At 61.6% G+C, this 16,852-nt stretch carries 11 protein-coding genes; 9 read left to right on the forward strand and 2 right to left on the reverse strand.

Annotated features, from left to right (window positions below; translation table 11 throughout):
• The first annotated feature begins 101 nt into the window (after nt 1-101).
• From ALFI_RS14010 to ALFI_RS14020, 3 genes are all read left to right on the forward strand, one after another.
• Nucleotides 102-1,034 (forward strand): TPM domain-containing protein, encoded by a 933-nt coding sequence (locus tag ALFI_RS14010; protein WP_014776292.1) that lies wholly within the window; start codon nt 102-104, stop codon nt 1,032-1,034.
• A gap of 366 nt (nt 1,035-1,400) precedes the next feature.
• Nucleotides 1,401-1,976, forward strand: coding sequence for a LemA family protein (locus tag ALFI_RS14015; protein ID WP_009596617.1), 576 nt, complete (start codon nt 1,401-1,403; stop codon nt 1,974-1,976).
• Nucleotides 1,977-1,981: 5 nt separating this feature from the next.
• The gene (locus ALFI_RS14020) at nt 1,982-2,893 is read left to right on the forward strand and encodes a DMT family transporter (protein ID WP_009596571.1); all 912 of its coding nucleotides are present in this window, start codon (nt 1,982-1,984) and stop codon (nt 2,891-2,893) included.
• A gap of 95 nt (nt 2,894-2,988) precedes the next feature.
• Here the strand turns inward: ALFI_RS14020 and ALFI_RS14025 are convergent, their stop codons facing one another.
• Nucleotides 2,989-5,361 (reverse strand): TonB-dependent receptor, encoded by a 2,373-nt coding sequence (locus ALFI_RS14025; RefSeq protein WP_014776293.1) that lies wholly within the window; start codon nt 5,359-5,361, stop codon nt 2,989-2,991.
• Between the two features lie 178 nt (nt 5,362-5,539).
• Nucleotides 5,540-6,370 carry a MerR family transcriptional regulator gene (locus ALFI_RS14030; protein ID WP_175282384.1) on the reverse strand — a complete coding sequence of 277 codons (831 nt, stop codon included), beginning with the start codon at nt 6,368-6,370 and terminating at the stop codon, nt 5,540-5,542.
• A 313-nt stretch (nt 6,371-6,683) separates the two neighbouring features.
• On the opposite strand from ALFI_RS14030, the gene ALFI_RS14035 reads away from it, so the two are divergent.
• From ALFI_RS14035 to ALFI_RS14060, 6 genes are all read left to right on the forward strand, one after another.
• On the forward strand, nt 6,684-7,412 hold the full coding sequence (locus ALFI_RS14035; RefSeq protein WP_195290684.1) for a lysophospholipid acyltransferase family protein: 729 nt from the start codon (nt 6,684-6,686) through the stop codon (nt 7,410-7,412).
• 3 nt (nt 7,413-7,415) lie between these two features.
• Nucleotides 7,416-9,290: a DNA topoisomerase IV subunit B gene (locus ALFI_RS14040; RefSeq protein ID WP_009596528.1), complete on the forward strand. Its 1,875-nt coding sequence runs from the start codon at nt 7,416-7,418 to the stop codon at nt 9,288-9,290.
• 6 nt (nt 9,291-9,296) lie between these two features.
• Nucleotides 9,297-12,398, forward strand: coding sequence for a DNA gyrase/topoisomerase IV subunit A (locus tag ALFI_RS14045; RefSeq protein WP_014776294.1), 3,102 nt, complete (start codon nt 9,297-9,299; stop codon nt 12,396-12,398).
• 9 nt (nt 12,399-12,407) lie between these two features.
• Nucleotides 12,408-12,932, forward strand: coding sequence for a shikimate kinase (locus ALFI_RS14050; RefSeq protein WP_014776295.1), 525 nt, complete (start codon nt 12,408-12,410; stop codon nt 12,930-12,932).
• Nucleotides 12,933-12,992: 60 nt separating this feature from the next.
• Nucleotides 12,993-13,766: a glutamate racemase gene (gene murI / locus ALFI_RS14055; protein ID WP_009596574.1), complete on the forward strand. Its 774-nt coding sequence runs from the start codon at nt 12,993-12,995 to the stop codon at nt 13,764-13,766.
• Nucleotides 13,767-13,857: 91 nt separating this feature from the next.
• Complete coding sequence (locus ALFI_RS14060; protein WP_014776296.1) at nt 13,858-16,830, forward strand: FtsK/SpoIIIE family DNA translocase; 2,973 nt, start codon at nt 13,858-13,860, stop codon at nt 16,828-16,830.
• Nucleotides 16,831-16,852: the final 22 nt, after the last annotated feature.

Below are 16,852 nucleotides of genomic sequence, written 5' to 3' on the forward strand. Positions count from 1 at the left end.
ACCGCCGCGCGACAGGGCGGCCTTTTTTTTGCATTTTGTCCGGTAACTTCCTGCCGGAATCCGTTCCGGTTCCGGAATATTTGCTATTTTTGCCGATGAATATGAGACGCTTTATCATTCTTTGCCTGCTGCTCTTTGCGAGCCTTGCGGCGCAGGCCCGGAGCTACCGCGCCGAGGATATCCCCAATGTCCAGCGCGCCGACCGTACGCGCTACGTGTCGAATCCCGACGGTATCCTTTCGCCCGGCGCCGTAGCGCGTATCGACTCGGTCTGCGGGGCGCTCCGCGACCGGGCGATTGCTCAGGTGGCCGTGGTGGCCGTGGACGACATTGCGGGCGGCGACGTCTTCGATTTCGCCGTCGATCTCTTTACGCAGTGGGGCGTGGGGCGCGCCGAGAACGACAACGGGCTGGGCATCCTGCTGGTCAGGGACCGGCGTGAAATCCGCTTCGTCACGGGCGGAGGGCTTGAAGGCGTGCTTCCCGACGCCGTCTGCAAGCGGATTCAGCTGAAATACATGCTGCCCGCCTTCCGCGAGGGCGACTACAGCCGCGGCATGGTCGCGGGCGTCGAAGCCGCGGCGCAGCTGCTCGAAGGCAGCGAACTGGATCTGGGCGGTACGGATACCGCGGACGGGGAGCTTCCGTCGTGGGCCGTCTTCCTGATCGTCGTCGGATTCGTCGTCCTGCCGCTGGGCGTCGTCATGCTCGGCTATTATGCCCGCAAACGCTGCCCGAAGTGCCACAAACCGACGCTTCGGCAGCAGTCGAACCGTATTTTGCAGGTGACTCCCAGCTACCGGCTGGTCGAGTACACCTACGTCTGCTCCAACTGCGGGGCCGTGGTGAAGCGGCGGGCCAAAAATCTGCGCGACGACAATTTCGGCGGTGGCGGCGGGACGATCATCGGCGGCTTCGGCGGCTTCGGCGGTTTCGGCGGTTTCGGCGGTTTCGGCGGCGGATCGCGCGGCGGCTTCGGCGGCGGTTTCGGCGGCGGGTCGTTCGGGGGCGGAGGCGCCGGATCGCGCTGGTAGGGGCGGATGTCCGTTCGCCGGTCCGGAGACCGCCGGTTCGGCCGTCCGGTCGTCCGTCGGTCCGGGAAACCGCCGGTTCGTTGGTTCTCCGGTCCGGCAGCTCGCTTGCTCGGTTGGCCGCCGGTTGGTTTGTTCTGCAGACCGGTAGTTCCGCCGTCCGGTAGTTCCGCCGTCCGGTCGTCCGGCTGTCCGATAGTCCGTCGGCTGTCTTCACCCGTAATTCCGGCCGCGTGCGGCGACTCTTTTCGCCGGGGGCTTAGGGAGGACCGATTTGAGATTCGTGAGTGACGCCGAAGGCGGCTGCAGCGGCCGAAGGCGGAAAGATATGACTGAAAATTGTGTATTAAAAATAAAAAATTGTCGATTATGAAAAAATGGATTTGGATTGGAGTCGCCGCCCTCGTGGTGATCTTCTTCTATGCAACGTACAACGGATTCGTCAACAAGGAAGAGGGCGTTAAGACCGCATGGGCCAACGTCGAGACGCAGTATCAGCGTCGTGCCGACCTGATTCCCAATTTGGTGAATACGGTCAAGGGCTATGCGGCCCACGAGACGCAGACCTTTACCGAGGTGACCGAAGCCCGCGCCAAAGCCACCTCGATCAACTTGTCGGCCGACGACCTGACGCCCGAAAAGCTGGCCGAGTTCCAGCAGGCGCAGGCGCAGGTGCGCTCGGCGCTGGGCCGCCTGATTGCCGTGTCGGAGAGCTATCCCGACCTGAAGGCCAATCAGAACTTCCTCGAACTGCAGGCGCAGCTCGAAGGCACCGAAAACCGTATTTCGGTGGCCCGCAAGCAGTTCAACGAAGTGGCCCGGACCTATAACGTCTCCGTGCGCCGCTTCCCGGCCAACCTCGTCGCCAAAATGTTCGGTTTCGAGCAGAAGCCCTACTTCGAGTCGGCCGAAGGCTCCGAAGCCGCGCCGCAGGTACAGTTCTAAAGGAAATGGCGAACGCTAAGTCGCGCGGCTGCGTGCTGGGTGCCGTGGCCGCCGCCAGTTACGGATTGAATCCGCTCTTCACGTTGCCCCTCTACGAGGCGGGCATGGGAGTGGATTCGGTGCTTTTCTACCGTTATCTGCTGGCTGCGGCGATGCTGGGCGCGTTGATGCTCGTCCGGCGGCAGTCGTTCGCCGTGCGCCGCCGCGACCTTGTGCCGCTGGCGGTCATGGGACTGCTCTTTTCTTTCTCGTCGCTCTTCCTGTTCGAGAGCTACAACCACATGGACGCGGGCATCGCTTCGACCATCCTGTTCCTCTATCCCGTGCTGGTCGCGGTCATCATGGCCGTCGGTTTCCACGAGAAAGTGAGCCGGATCACCATGCTCTCGATCCTGCTGGCCTTCACCGGCATCGCCATGCTCTACAAAGGCGGCGGTGAGCCGCTCTCCTTTCTCGGCGTCGCGCTGGTTTTTCTCTCGTCGCTCTGCTATGCGGTCTACATCGTGGGCGTCAACCGCTCGTCGCTGCGCGGCCTGCCGACCGAGAAACTCACCTTTTACGCTCTGCTGTTCGGCCTGAGCGTCTATGTCGTGCGCCTGCGCTTCTGCGCCGACCTGCAGGCGATCCCCACGCCCGGACTCTGGATCAACGCCGTCTCGCTGGCGCTCTTTCCGACGATCGTGTCGCTGGTGACGATGGCCGCCGCCATCCGCGCCATCGGCTCTACGCCCACGGCGATTCTCGGTGCGCTGGAACCCCTTACGGCCCTCTTTTTCGGCGTCGTGGTCTTCGGCGAACGGCTCACGCCGCGCATCGTGCTGGGCGTGGTGCTGATTTTGGTTGCCGTGACGCTCATCATCGCCGGTCGGTCACTGCATATTCCCTTTCCGCACCTGCGGTTCCGCCGGGCGCGGTAGGGTAGTGGCGGAGTATGAAAGAGAATGCGGCATTAAGCCGCATTCTCTTTTTCCTGTCCGCCATGGTCGTCAGGGGTGGTTGCCGCGCGGACGATCTACAACCGGCTCTTCTCGTCGGCCGAACCCGCCTCGACGGCCCTGCGCTTGAAGGCCTTGCCCGACTTGAAGTTGTAGCTCAGCGAAATGCGGAATTCTCGGCAGTTCCATTGCTGGGACACATCCACCCTGCGGACGAATCCTTCGCCGCGTGCGCCGACGTGCTGCGGGCGGTCGATCAGGTTGCGCACCGAGCATGCGGCGGTGAACTTGTCGCCGAACCGTTTTTTGATCCCCGCATTGAGGAAGTGCATCGGCTCCACCCAGCAGTTGCCGAAGTCCATGCGGCCCTGAAGGCGGTACGACAGGTCGATGTAGAACTTCGCGGGGAGCGTGAAGGTGGTCGAAGCGTTCGCGAAATAGAAGTTGTAATGCGCTTCGGGCGTATGCTGGTCGACGCGCTGGCCCTGACGGATGTAGGTGGCGTTGAGGTTCATGGTCCACCATTTGGCGAACTGGCACGGCGCATTGGCCGAGACGTAATAACTCTTCGTCGTGTCGTAATTGACCCACGCTATGCACAGCCGCTTCGGGTCGTCGGCGTCGGGACGCATCGTCTGCTGTATTTCGCCGGTCTGGACGACGGTGCCGCCCGTAAGCGTGTATTTGTGTTTCAGCACCAGCGTCAGGCTCGCGTCGTGCTTGTAGGCCGGATCGAGTTCCGGATTTCCCGTCTGATAGGTGTAGTCCGAAATCTGGAACCGCTGCGGGTTGAGGGTCCAGAACCGAGGCCGCTCGATTGTGCGGGCGTACTGTGCGATCAGCGAATAGGCGCCGTCCTTGGTGAGTGCATAGGAGACGTTGGCGTTGGGGAACAGACTGAAATAATTCTGCGCGATGCCGTGCCCTTTGCCTTCGGTGCGGGTGTACTCGCCGCGCACTCCCGCCACCAAGCTCCAGCGTCCGAGATTGGCCGACGCGATGCCGTACGCCGCGGCGATGTTCTCCGTGTAGTTGATCGTGAAACTCTGGTTGTCGTTGCGCGCCCATGCGTCGTCTTTCAGGTATTCGTACAGCGCGTCGTTGTGCATGTCGTTGTAGGTGTACTTGGCGCCGGCCCGCAGCGACCAGCGGGGCGAGAATTTCTTGTCGAAGGCCAGCGTGGCGGTGGTCACGTTGTAGACCGAGACCGAATTGTCGCGGTAGGCCGAGTCTGCGGCGGGCGCGGGGGCCGGAGCGGTTATGCGGCTGAAGTTGTCGTTCTCGGCGTCCGTGGTGCGGCGGTTGTAGTCGGCCAGCACCTTGAGCGTCGAACCCAGCGAGTCGATCTTCCAGATGTAGTTGAACGTCAGCGAGTAGTTGTTGCGCGCTGTGAAATTGTCATAGCGGCTGTCGGTGCGGGTCACCCCCTCTTCGGCCGTGAAGTCCGTGTAGGAGTCGTTGGGACCTTTTTCGCGGTTGCGCCAGTATTCGAACTCCGCGCCGACGCTCTGGCGGGAATTGATCTCGTACACCGAACCGAAGCTCGCGCCGAAATTCCGGTCGCGTTCGAATTTTTCGGAGTGGGCTTCGAGACTGTTGCTCCCCGACGTGTAGCGGGTGTTTTCGTCCGATTCGAATTCGTCGGTTTCGAGGTTGAACCACGCCAGCCCGTAGAGGTCGAGCCGTCCCGAATGGTAGTTGACGCGCGCACGGGGATTGACCGACCGCACCCAGCGGCCCAGCCGCGAATCGACCGACAGCGACCCCTCCATGCCGTTTTCGCGGCGTTTGCGGAGCGTTATCCGGATGATGCCGCCCGACGAATCCGCATCGTAGTCCGCGCCGGTCGTGGGCACGACCTCGATTTTCTGGATGTCGTCGGCGCGCAGCGAACGCAGGTAGGTCAGCAGCTGCGCCGGTTCCATGCGCAGCTCGCGGTCGTTGACGTACACCTTCGAACCGCTCTTGCCGTTGATCGAGATCTTCTCGTCGTCCACCCATACGCCCGGAGCGCGCTCCAGCAGTTCGATGCCATCCTTGCCGATCGCCGCCGGGGCGTTGGCCACATCGACGACAAAGCGGTCGGCCTCGCGGCGGATCAGCTGCGCCTTGACCACCACGCCCTCGATCTGCGTCGAGGAGCTTTTCAGCACGATGTCGCCCAGATCGTTGTCCGCATCGACGCGCACCTGCCGCAGGACGGGATCGAAACCCAGATACTGGATCGAGAGGGTGTATTCGCCCGTCGGGACCTTCAGCTCGAAACGTCCGGCGTCGTCGGTCGCCATGCCGGCCACCTGCTCGCCGCCCCTGAGCAGTACCACCGTCGCATACTCCACGGCCTGTCCCTGCGCGTCCACGACGCGGCCTCCGGCCGGATACATGCGGGCCGCTGTTGCGTTCGCCGCAGCCATTGCGAGCAGCAGGATAAGGAGGATAAGTTTTTTCATAATATTCTGCGTTTAATTGTAATCTGCGTAGCATTTTAGTTGACGTGGCAAAGATATGTAAAAATGTTTATACTTTGCAATGCATAGTACTGTATTTTTGCAGAAAATTTTGATACATATATAAATAAGACCTCCGTACCGGCAGGGTACGGAGGTCCGAAAGGGTAGGACGGCGGGGTTACCTGCCTGCCGGAATCTGAATTTCGGTCAGCCACTCTTCCTCGCTGTCCTTGTTCCAGATGCCGTCGATATAGCTGAACCGGGGGCTTCCCGCGAGCTTGTATCCCTCTTTTTCGACGTATGCGTAAAGCTCGGCGAAGGTCTGCGGCAGGGTGTCGTAGTTTCCGCGGTGATACATGCACACGGCCGTCGGCACGGCCTCCAGCTCCTTGAATTCAATCAGCTCCGACTCCTCTTTCCGTTCGGTCACCGCTTCGCAGTATTCGATGTCGATGTCCCGTTCCCTGAATTCGCAGGTGTGGTCGATCGTGAAGCAGTAGCCCGGTTCGGAACATTCGCAACCCAGCCGCGCCATCTCCGGTCCGATGACATTGGGGCAGAGGTCGAACAGTTCGTCGTAGCCCCTGACGACCCGGCGGTGGCTGGCGACGACGACCGCCGGCAGCTCTTTGATAAATGCTTTTTCCATTTTCTTCGGTTTTGCGAGTTCTTTTCCCAGCCTTTCCAGCTCCGTCATGCGCCGCTCCAGCCGGAGCAGCGTCTCCCGGCACTCCGCGGTTTTGGCCGCGATAAGCTCCGGCGACGGGCGCGTCCGCCCCTCGTCGAACAGCTCTCCGATCTCTTCGAGCGTGAATCCCAGCTCCTTGAGGTAGCGGATAGTGTTCATCCTTCCCAGCTGGCATACGTCGTAATAACGGTATCCGGTCCACTTGTCCACTTGGCTCGGTACGAGCAGTCCGATCTCTTCGTAGTGCCGCAATGTCTTGACGGTAACCCGGTTGAGCTTGGAAAATTCTCCGATTTTGAATTTGATTTTCGTTGTCTTCATAAACTCTGCGCAGTGTTCATGCGGCAAAGATACACCCTGACCTTGGGGACGGGTCAACTGTTTCGCATTATTTTTTTTCGGCGGCCTGCGAAAAAAAAGGTCCGGCCCGACGGTCATCGTGAATATTTTGTTGAAAAATCGTTGCTCCCCGATTTAGGATTCCTGCGAATAATTCCTAAATTTGCAGATTGAATTATTATGGCTCATTGTCCCCTGACGTTATTCCGAACGCTCCGCTATGCCGTTTTCCGCCCGATACGGCGTCCGGACGGGTGCGGCGGGGTGCGGCGGCCGGGCCTTAAAGACTGATTTTATGATAAGCGCAGTTTACTATATCTTTCTGGTCTTCCTCTGCACCTTTTTCATGGTGCTGTCGGCCGTCGCTCTGGTCGTGTGCTATCCTTTCGACAAGGGCCGCCGCGTGGTGCACGAACTGTCGCGCATTCTGGTCCGCATCTTCTTCGCCGTGCCTCCCCGGTGGCGGCAGCGGGTGATCGGCCGGGAGTACGTGGACCGGAAGAAGAGTTACGTCATCGTGCTGAACCACAATACGGTGATCGACATCCCGACGCTTTACTACATTCCGCTCAATTTCCGCTGGGTCTCCAAGCGCGAGGTCTTCAAGACCCCCTTCTTCGGGCAGTACCTCGTCCTGCACGGCGACATCTGCATCAACCGCGGTCGCGCTTCCGAAGCGCTGGAGCAGATGGTCCGCGACGGCAAACTATGGATTTCGCGCGGCGCTTCGGTGGCCGTATTCCCTGAGGGTACGCGCTCCAAGGACGGCGAGATTCACCGTTTCAAGGCGGGAGCCTTCACGCTGGCCAAGGAGGCGGGCGTGGAGATTCTTCCCGTGGTGCTCGACGGTACGAAGACGCTCATCAAAAAGAACGCGCTGTTCAACTGGGGCAACCGGATCACGATCCGGGTGCTGCCCCCCGTCTCCGCCGGGCGGGTCGCCGCGGCCGAGACGCACGAACTGATGCAGGAGGTGCACGACGCCATGTGCGCGGCCCTCGCCGAGATCCGAAACAAAAAATAGACTATGGCAGATTTACTCAATACGAATCCGAACGACAATTACGGCGACGACGCCATCGTCACCCTCTCGCCGCGGGAGCACATCCGCCTGCGGCCCGGTATGTATATCGGCAAGCTGGGCGACGGCGCGCAGGCCGACGACGGCATTTACGTCCTCATCAAGGAGGTCGTGGACAACTCGGTGGACGAGTTCATCATGGGCGTCGGCCGTCAGATCGACATTTCGATCGCCGACAACGTGGTTTCGGTGCGCGACTACGGCCGCGGCATTCCCCTCAAGTCGCTCGCGGCGGCCGTCAGCGAGATGAACACCGGCGGCAAGTACGGCGGCTCGGCCTTCAAGAAGACCGTCGGCCTGAACGGCGTCGGCGTCAAGGCCGTCAACATGCTTTCGAGCGAATTCACGGCCCGTTCGGTCCGCGACGGCGAAGCCCGCACGGTGACCTTCGCGCAGGGACTCGAACAGAGCGATACGTGGGAGAGCGGCGTGAGGGAGAAGAACGGCACTTTCATCTCGTTCCGCGTTGACGAGGAGGTTTTCGGGCAGTACGCCTACAACCTCGAATACGTCGAGCAGATGATCCGCAACTACACCTACCTGAATCTGGGTCTGACGTTCAATTTCAACGGCAGCAGCTACGTCTCGAAAAACGGCCTGCTGGACCTGCTGAACGAAAACATGACCGAGGAGCCGCTCTATCCGCCGATCCACCTTTCGGGCGACGACATCGAAGTGGCGATCGCCCACGGCACGGGTTACGGCGAGAGCTACTTCTCGTTCGTCAACGGCCAGTACACCTCGCAGGGCGGCACGCATCAGGCGGCGTTCCGCGAGGCCATCGCCAAGACCGTCAAGGAGTTCTACCACAAGGATTACGACCCTTCGGACATCCGCACGTCGATCATCGCCGCCATTTCGGTCAAGGTCACCGACCCGGTCTTCGAGTCGCAGACCAAGATCAAGCTCGGTTCGAAGGAGATCGAGCCGGGCGTGTCGATGCGCAACTTCGTCGTGGACTTTCTGGGCAAGCACCTCGACGACTACCTGCACAAGCACTCCGAGACGGCGCAGATTCTCCAGAAGAAGATCGTCGAGAACGAAAAGGAGCGCAAGGCGATTTCGGGCATCCAGAAGAAGGCCCGCGAGACGGCCAAAAAAGTGTCGCTCAACAACAAGAAACTGCGCGACTGCAAGATACACCGCACCGACAAGCATGAGCTGGCCGAACAGTCGATGATCTTCATCACCGAGGGTAATTCGGCTTCGGGTTCGATCACCAAGAGCCGCGACGTGCGTACGCAGGCGGTCTTCTCGCTGCGCGGCAAGCCGCTCAACTGCTACGGACTCACCAAAAAGGTCGTCTACGAGAACGAGGAGTTCAACCTCCTGCAGGCGGCGCTCAACATCGAGGAGGATATGGATAACCTCCGCTACAACAAGGTGATCATTGCCACCGATGCCGATGTCGACGGCATGCACATCCGCCTGCTGATGATGACCTTCTTCCTGCAGTTCTTCCCCGACGTGATCCGTCAGGGCCATCTGTTCGTGCTGCAAACGCCGCTTTTCCGCGTGCGCAACAAGAAGGAGACGCACTACTGCTATTCGGAGGACGAACGCCTGAAGGCCGTCTCCCGCTGCGGCGCCAACGCCGAAATCACGCGATTCAAAGGTCTGGGCGAGATTTCGCCCGACGAGTTCCGCGAATTCATCGGCGAGGGGATGCGGCTGGACAAGGTCCGCATCACCAAGGACGACCCGATCCACGACCTGCTAGAGTTCTACATGGGCAAGAACACCTACGAGCGGCAGGGCTTCATCATCGACAACCTGCGCATCGAGGAGGATATCGTCGAGCAGGACCTTGCAATCAGTTAAAGGAATATGGCAGAAGAAAAAGATATCATCGGGCGGGAAGAGCCGCTCAACGAGGACGCATCGACCCCGGAAACGGCCGACGAGGCAGCCGACGAAACCCCGGCCGCCGGGCCTCAGGGCAAGGCGGGCAAGTTCGACCGGCTGACGCAGGACGAGGGGGGCGTGCGCAAACTGACGGGCATGTATAAGAACTGGTTCTTGGATTACGCTTCGTACGTGATCCTCGAACGCGCCGTGCCCCATGTCGAAGACGGTCTGAAACCCGTTCAGCGGCGCATCCTCCACGCCATGAAGGTCGTGGACGACGGCCGCTACAACAAGGTGGCCAACATCGTGGGCCAGACCATGCAGTACCACCCGCACGGCGACGCGTCGATCAAGGACGCGCTGGTCCAGCTGGGCCAGAAGGACCTGCTGATCGACTGTCAGGGCAACTGGGGCAACATCCTCACGGGCGACGAAGCCGCCGCGGGCCGTTATATCGAAGCCCGCCTTTCGAAATTCGCCAACGAAGTGGTCTTCAACAAGAAGACCACCGAGTGGATGCTCACCTACGACGGCCGCAAGGAGGAGCCGGTCACGCTGCCGATCAAGTTCCCGCTGCTGCTGGCGCAGGGCTCGGACGGCATCGCCGTAGGTCTGGCGTCGAAAATCCTGCCCCACAACTTCGTGGAGCTTATCAACGCCTGCATCGCCCATCTTCAGGGCCGCGAATTCCAGCTTTACCCCGACTTCCCGACGGGCGGCATGGCCGACGTGAGCCGTTACAACGACGGTCTTCGCGGCGGTGCTGTGAAGGTCCGCGCCAAGATTTCGAAGATCGACAAACGTACGCTGGCCATCACCGAAATTCCCTATACCACGACCACCGAGTCGATCAAGGATTCGATCATCAAGGCCAACGACAAGGGCAAGATCAAGATCAAGAAGGTCGATGACAATACGGCCGACCGGGTCGAGATCGTCATTCAGGTCTCGCCCGACGAGTCGAGCGACAAGACCATCGACGCGCTTTACGCCTTCACGGACTGCGAAGTCTCGATCGCCCCGAACGCCTGCCTGATCTGGGAGGACAAGCCCCATTTTCTGGGCGTGAGCGAAATCCTGCGCCGCTCGGCCGAGCATACCAAATGGCTGCTGGGCCGCGAGCTGGAGATCCGGCTCGGCGAGCTGAACGAAGCGTGGCACGCCGCGTCGCTCGAACGCATCTTCATCGAGAACAAGCTCTACCAGCTCATCGAGGGCAGCAAGAGCCGCGAGGAGGCCTACGCCGCCGTGGACAAGGGGCTGGAGCCGTTCAAGAAACTGCTCCGCCGCGAGGTGACGCTCTCCGACGTGCAGCGGCTTACGGAGCTGAAGTTCATCCGTATTTCGCGTTACGACAGCGACAAGGCCGACAATGAAATCCGTCAGATCGAGGAGGACATCAAGTCCACGCAGTACGATCTGAACCATCTTACCGAATATGCCGTGGCCTATTACGAGCGTATCCGCGACAAGTACGGCAAGGGCCGGGAGCGCAGGACCGAACTGCGCGAATTCGACAATATCGAAGCCACGAAGGTCGCCGTGACCAACGCCAAGCTCTACGTGGACCGCGCCGAAGGCTTCTTCGGCATCGGCAAGTCGATGAAGGACGCCGAGCTGGTCTGCGACTGCTCGGACATCGACGACGTGATCGTCTTCACCAAGGACGGCCGCTACGTCATCACCAAGGTCAGCGACAAGGCCTTCTTCGAGAAGGGCATCTATTATATCGGCGTCTTCAAGCGCAACGACGAGCGCACGATCTACAACGTGCTGTACCGCGACGGCAAGAACGGTCCGATCATGATGAAGCGCTGCGCCATCAAGGCCATCACGCGCGACAAGGAGTACGACATCACCAAGGGCACGCCCAAGAGCGAGATCCTCTATATGTCTGTCAATCCGAACGGTGAGGCCGAGGTGCTCAAGATTTACTTCAAGCCCCGTCCGCGTCTCAAGAAGGTGATCGTGGACCTCGACTTCTCGACCCTCGCCATCAAGGGCCGCCAGAGTCAGGGCAATCTCTTCTCGCGCTACGGCATCCACAAGATCGTCCTCAAGGAGCGCGGCACTTCGACGCTCGGCGGCCAGAACGTCTGGTTCGACGAGGATGTCCGCCGCCTGAACGCCGACGGCCGCGGCACGCTGCTGGGCGAGTTCAAGGGCGACGACAAGATCATCGTCTGGACCTCCAAGAACCAGTACTACATCACGGGTTACGACCTCGGCCAGCATTTCCCCGACGAGACCGTGCGCGTGAGCCGTTACGAAGCCGACCGCATCTACAGCGTCTGCTATTACGACCGCTCGCAGCAGTACTACTATATGAAGCGTTTCACGGCCGAGATGAGCGACAAGATGCAGTTCTTCCTCGACGAGGAGGGACAGGCCGATCTGGTCGCCGTGACGGAACGTACGGGCGCCAAGCTCGAAATCACCTACAAGGGCGCGCATGCGTCGCGCCCTGCGGACGAGATCGACGTGGACGAATTCGTGGGCGTCAAGAGCCACCGCGCCAAGGGCAAGCGCCTGACGACCTACGACGTCGTCGCGCTGCGCTTCATCGAACCCGAACTGCCGCCCGAACCCGAACCTTCGGACGACGACGCTCCCGACGATACGCCCTCCGGCGGCGGTGCTTCGGCCGGAGCGCAAGGCGGTTCCGGCAACGGTGCGGCCGACGGTGCGGACAACCGTGCGGTGGGCGGTTCGAACGGTGATGCGGCTGATCGCGGCGCAGCTCTTTCCGGTGGAGTTGGTTCTGCCGTCTCTTCCGGTGCGAATTCCGCCACGGAAGGCCCGGACTTTGCGCCGGCCTCTTCCGCCGCGGACAACCCCGGTGCGCCGGGCAGACCGGGCGGCGATACGGCCGCGCCCGCGCATGAAAAACCTGCGGCCGCCGACAAACCGGCTGCGAAAGACAAACCTGCGGCAAAGACCTCTGATCCGAAGAAAACGCCCGCGTCGTCCGCCGGCCTGCCCCGTACGGGCACGACTTCGGGCGGCGTGGAGTTCGAAATCGAACGCGCCAAAGGCGATGCCGACGAGGTGATCGACCCCGAACAGCTGAATCTGTTTTAACCTCCGGCGATGAAACCTCTTTTTCTGATCGGTTACATGGGGTGCGGCAAGAGCACCCTCGGACGCAGGCTCGCACGCCGTCTGGGTGCGGAGTTCGCCGACACCGACGCGCTGATCGAACGGCGCGAGGGGGCTTCAGTGGCCGATGTTTTCCGTTACGAAGGGGAGGAGCGTTTCCGCGAGGTGGAGCGCGAAGTGCTGGAACAGACGCTCGCCGGAACCGCCGCCGTGGTCTCCACGGGCGGAGGACTTCCCGTCTGGCGCGACAACATGGCCCGCATGAACGCTGCGGGATTTACGGTCTACCTGCGCCGCGAGGCGGAGCAGATTGCCCGGCGGCTGAGCCCTTACGGACGGCAGAAGCGTCCCCGCCTGCGAGGGCTGGACGACGCCGAACTGGTCGAGTTCATGAGCCGTGACATGGCTGTGCGCGAACCGTTTTACGCGCAGGCGCAGCTGATCGTCGATTGCGGCGAGCTGTCCGACGACGAGGTGGTCGAAACGATCCTTCGACACACGATGCAGAACGAATAACCTTCCTCCGCGGCGGTTGCTTTCCCCGAAGCGGACGGAGTGACAAATACACAGAAACGAATGAACGATGCTCCCATAGGTGTTTACGATTCGGGGCTGGGCGGACTGACCGTCTGGCGCGAGGTGCGGCGCATGCTGCCCTCCGAATCGCTCGTCTATCTGGGCGACGGCAAAAACTGCCCCTACGGATCGCGCCCCCGCGAAGAGGTGCGGCGGCTCGCCGACGAAGCCGTTGCCAGCCTCGTCGCGCAGGGGTGCAAGATGGTCGTCGTGGCCTGCAATACCGCCACGGCCGCCGCAATCGACTTCCTGCGGGAGAAATACGCCCCGATGCCGATCGTGGGCATGGAGCCGGCCGTGAAACCCGCCTGCCTGAATACCCGCAGCGGGGTGGTCGGGGTGCTGGCCACCGAGCGGAGTCTCGACGGCGAACTTTTCCGCCGCACGGCGGCCAAATACGGCAGCGGCGTCGAACTCATCACCGCCCCCGGCCGCGGTTTCGTCGAACTGGTCGAGAGCGACCGCGAATCGACGCCCGAAGCCGAGCAGGCCGTCCGCGACGCCGTCGCGGTGATGCTGGAACACGGCGCCGACCAGATCGTGCTGGGATGCACGCACTATCCCTTCCTGCTTCCCGTGCTGGAACGCGTCGTCGCGGGCCGCGGCGTCGAAATCGTCGATCCGTCGCCCGCCGTCGCCCGCCGCGTCGTCCAGCTGCTCGACCAGTACGGCCTGCACGCCGCCCCGGACCATGTCCCGTCCTATACGTTCCGCACCTTCGCCGGCGAAAGCTACCGCCTGCGTCTGGAACATAAGGCCGCAGAGTCGCTCTGAGCGGGCGCGGGATTCAATAAAATTCCCCCTGATACCCCGAATGTCGAAAAAAATGCGTAACTTCGCTTGATAAAATCAAGCGTAACACGAAATGGCATCTAAAAATACGACAAATACAACTGCTTCTAAAAACGGACGTCAGCGCATCGAACGCTCCAACAGCGACAGCGCCCGCTGGATCGCGGGCCTTTTGCTGCTGTTCGTCGGCGTGTTCGCCGCGTCGTCCGTGCTGTTTTCGTTCTTCAGCTGGGCCGCCGACCAGAGCGGCCTGCAACTCTCGCCTGAGGAGCGGCTGACGCTGGGCGTCGAGCCGGAGAACCTCTGCGGCTGGGCGGGCGCGAAGCTGGGACGCCTGCTGGTCGATAATTCGTTCGGCGTCTTCGGCATCCTGATTCCGACGATGATCATTCTCGTCGGCGTGCGGATCATCCGCCAGCGTCCGCTGCTGTTCAACCATTCGATTCTCTCGCTCTTCCTGATCATGATCCTCGGTTCGCTGACGCTGGGCTTCGCCTTCGGCGACAAGTGGAGCCTTTGCAGCTCGACGGGGTGGGGCGGCGCTTTCGGCATCGAGACCGGCGCCCTGCTGCACACGCATATCGGCGTCTTCGGCACGCTTATCCTGCTCGTGGGTTGCTGGATACTGACGGGCGTCTTCATCAACCGCAATTTCATCAACAAGGTCAATCGCGCGGGCAACGTCATGGTGGACAAGAGCGGCCGGATCGTCGAGATCGTCAAGCATAAGGTCGTTCCGGGACACCTCCACGCCGAGGAGGCCGACGGGGCCGTTTCTGCTGCCGCAACGCCGGCCGCGCCGGATGCCGCCGGGGCAGCCGGAACGGAGCGTGCCGCCGAACCCGAAATGCCGCGCGCCGTGCGCGTGCCGGAGCCTGAAACGCCGCGCGCCGCACGTACGCCGGACCCCGAAATCGTACGTCCCGCCCGTGAACCGGAAGCAGCCGCGACGCAGATCGTTCGCGGCGAAGAGGACGATCCCTTCGTCGAAATCTCGTCCGACGGCACTCCCGTCGGCTCGGAACCCGCCCGCGAAGCGGAATCCGCGGTAAGGACCGACGAGGACGGCGAATTTATCGAAGTGGACCTCTCGCGTCCCGAAGGGCGGCTGGTGCTCGGCCCCGGCGGACTCGTCGAGCTGGAGCGTCCCTCGACACCCTCGGCCGCACCTTCCGCCGGAACTCCGGTCCGCAATATGCCCGTTTCCGACGGTCCGTTCACCGAACTTACCGTAGGCGGAGATGCCGGCGCATCTTCTCCGGCTGCCCTCGCCGGAGCCGCTCCCGAATCCCTTTCCGGCACCGCATCTCTCGCCGGCACCGCATCTCTCGCCGGCACCGCATCTCTCGCCGCGGCTGTTTCCGCATCCGGAGATGCGCCTGCGCATGGAGCCGGCTCCGCGCCCGAATATGAATCCGCACCCGCCGACGCATCTGTTTCCGCGGGTTCGGCCGGTGCCGAAGGCGTCGTCGTTACGGTCGAAGCCAACGAGGCCCGCATGGTCGACGAGCGGGCGATCACGACCGAGAGCTACGATCCGCTGAAGGACCTCGTGAACTACAGCAAGCCGCCCGTGACGCTTCTGGAGGACTACCAGTCCGATTCGGAGGTTAGCGACGAGGAGATTTTCGACAACAAGACCCGCATCGAGGAGACGCTCAAGAATTTCGGCATTCCGATCCAGCGCATCAAGGCCACCGTCGGTCCCACGGTCACGCTCTATGAGATCGTGCAGGCGCAGGGCGTCAAGATTTCGAAGATCCAGAGTCTCGAAAACGACATAGCCCAGAGCCTTAAGGCGCTGGGTATCCGCATCATCGCGCCCATTCCCGGCAAGGGCACCATCGGCATCGAGGTCCCCAACCGCGACAAGCAGGTGGTGTCGATGTACTCCGCCGTGCGTTCGCTGCGTTTTCAGGAGTCGAAGGCCGAGCTTCCGGTGGTGATCGGCCGCACGATCCAGAACGAAAACTACGTCTTCGATCTGGCCAAGATGCCGCACCTGCTGGTCGCGGGTGCCACGGGTCAGGGTAAGTCGGTGGGACTCAATGCGATCATCACCTCGCTGCTCTACCGCAAACACCCCGCGCAGCTGAAGTTCGTGATGATCGACCCCAAAATGGTCGAATTCTCGCTCTACGCCAAGATCGAACGGCATTTCCTCGCCAAGATGGAATCGGAGGACGATGCGATCATCACCGATCCCCGCAAGGCGGTCTATGCGCTCAACTCGCTCTGTACGGAGATGGACAACCGTCTGGAACTCTGTAAGAAGGCCGGGGCGCGCAATATCGCCGAATACAACGAGAAGTTCACCTCCCGGCGGCTCAATCCGCATAACGGCCACCGCTACCTGCCTTATATCGTCGTCGTCGTCGATGAGTTCGCCGACCTGATCATGACCGCCCGCGAGGTCGAGGGACCCGTGATGCGTCTGGCGCAGAAGGCCCGCGCCATCGGCATCCACCTGATCATCGCCACGCAGCGTCCCGACGTGAAGGTCATCACGGGCGGTATCAAGGCCAACTTCCCGGCCCGTATCGCCTTCCGCGTGATGCAGATGATCGACTCGCGCACGATCATCGACCAGCCGGGCGCCAACCAGCTGATCGGCCGCGGTGACATGCTCTTCTCGAAGGACGGCGAGCTGACCCGTATCCAGTGTGCGCTGGTCGAGACCAAGGAGGTGGAGCGCGTCGTCGATTACATCTCCCGCCAGCAGGGCTATACCGAAGCCTACCCGCTGCCCGACTATACGCCCGATGCGGACGGCGGCGGCAGCAGTCTGGGCAGCGAGGAGTCCGCTCCGGTGAAATACGACTCGCTCTTCGCCGAGATCGCCCGCGACGCAGTTTCGGGCGGCAATATTTCGACCTCGATGATCCAGCGCAACTACGAAGTCGGCTTCAACCGCGCCGGTCGCATCATGACGCAGCTCGAACGTGCCGGCATCGTCGGCCGCCAGCAGGGGGCCAAGCCGCGCGACATTCTGTTCCACGACCTGCCGTCGCTCGAAGCCAAACTGCAGGACCTCGGTTTATTCTGATGCTTACGCCCATGAAACGACT

It is taken from the genome of Alistipes finegoldii DSM 17242 (assembly GCF_000265365.1).
In the GTDB taxonomy this organism is placed as follows: domain Bacteria; phylum Bacteroidota; class Bacteroidia; order Bacteroidales; family Rikenellaceae; genus Alistipes; species Alistipes finegoldii.

Bases quoted from the DNA above. Each gene is read 5' to 3' on its own strand.
- ALFI_RS14010 (WP_014776292.1), top strand. From the start codon at position 102: ATGAGACGCTTTATCATTCTTTGCCTGCTGCTCTTTGCGAGCCTTGCG.
- ALFI_RS14015 (WP_009596617.1), top strand. From the start codon at position 1,401: ATGAAAAAATGGATTTGGATTGGAGTCGCCGCCCTCGTGGTGATCTTC.
- ALFI_RS14020 (WP_009596571.1), top strand. From the start codon at position 1,982: ATGGCGAACGCTAAGTCGCGCGGCTGCGTGCTGGGTGCCGTGGCCGCC.
- ALFI_RS14025 (WP_014776293.1), bottom strand. From the start codon at position 5,361: ATGAAAAAACTTATCCTCCTTATCCTGCTGCTCGCAATGGCTGCGGCG.
- ALFI_RS14030 (WP_175282384.1), bottom strand. From the start codon at position 6,370: ATGAAGACAACGAAAATCAAATTCAAAATCGGAGAATTTTCCAAGCTC.
- ALFI_RS14035 (WP_195290684.1), top strand. From the start codon at position 6,684: ATGATAAGCGCAGTTTACTATATCTTTCTGGTCTTCCTCTGCACCTTT.
- ALFI_RS14040 (WP_009596528.1), top strand. From the start codon at position 7,416: ATGGCAGATTTACTCAATACGAATCCGAACGACAATTACGGCGACGAC.
- ALFI_RS14045 (WP_014776294.1), top strand. From the start codon at position 9,297: ATGGCAGAAGAAAAAGATATCATCGGGCGGGAAGAGCCGCTCAACGAG.
- ALFI_RS14050 (WP_014776295.1), top strand. From the start codon at position 12,408: ATGAAACCTCTTTTTCTGATCGGTTACATGGGGTGCGGCAAGAGCACC.
- murI (WP_009596574.1), top strand. From the start codon at position 12,993: ATGAACGATGCTCCCATAGGTGTTTACGATTCGGGGCTGGGCGGACTG.
- ALFI_RS14060 (WP_014776296.1), top strand. From the start codon at position 13,858: ATGGCATCTAAAAATACGACAAATACAACTGCTTCTAAAAACGGACGT.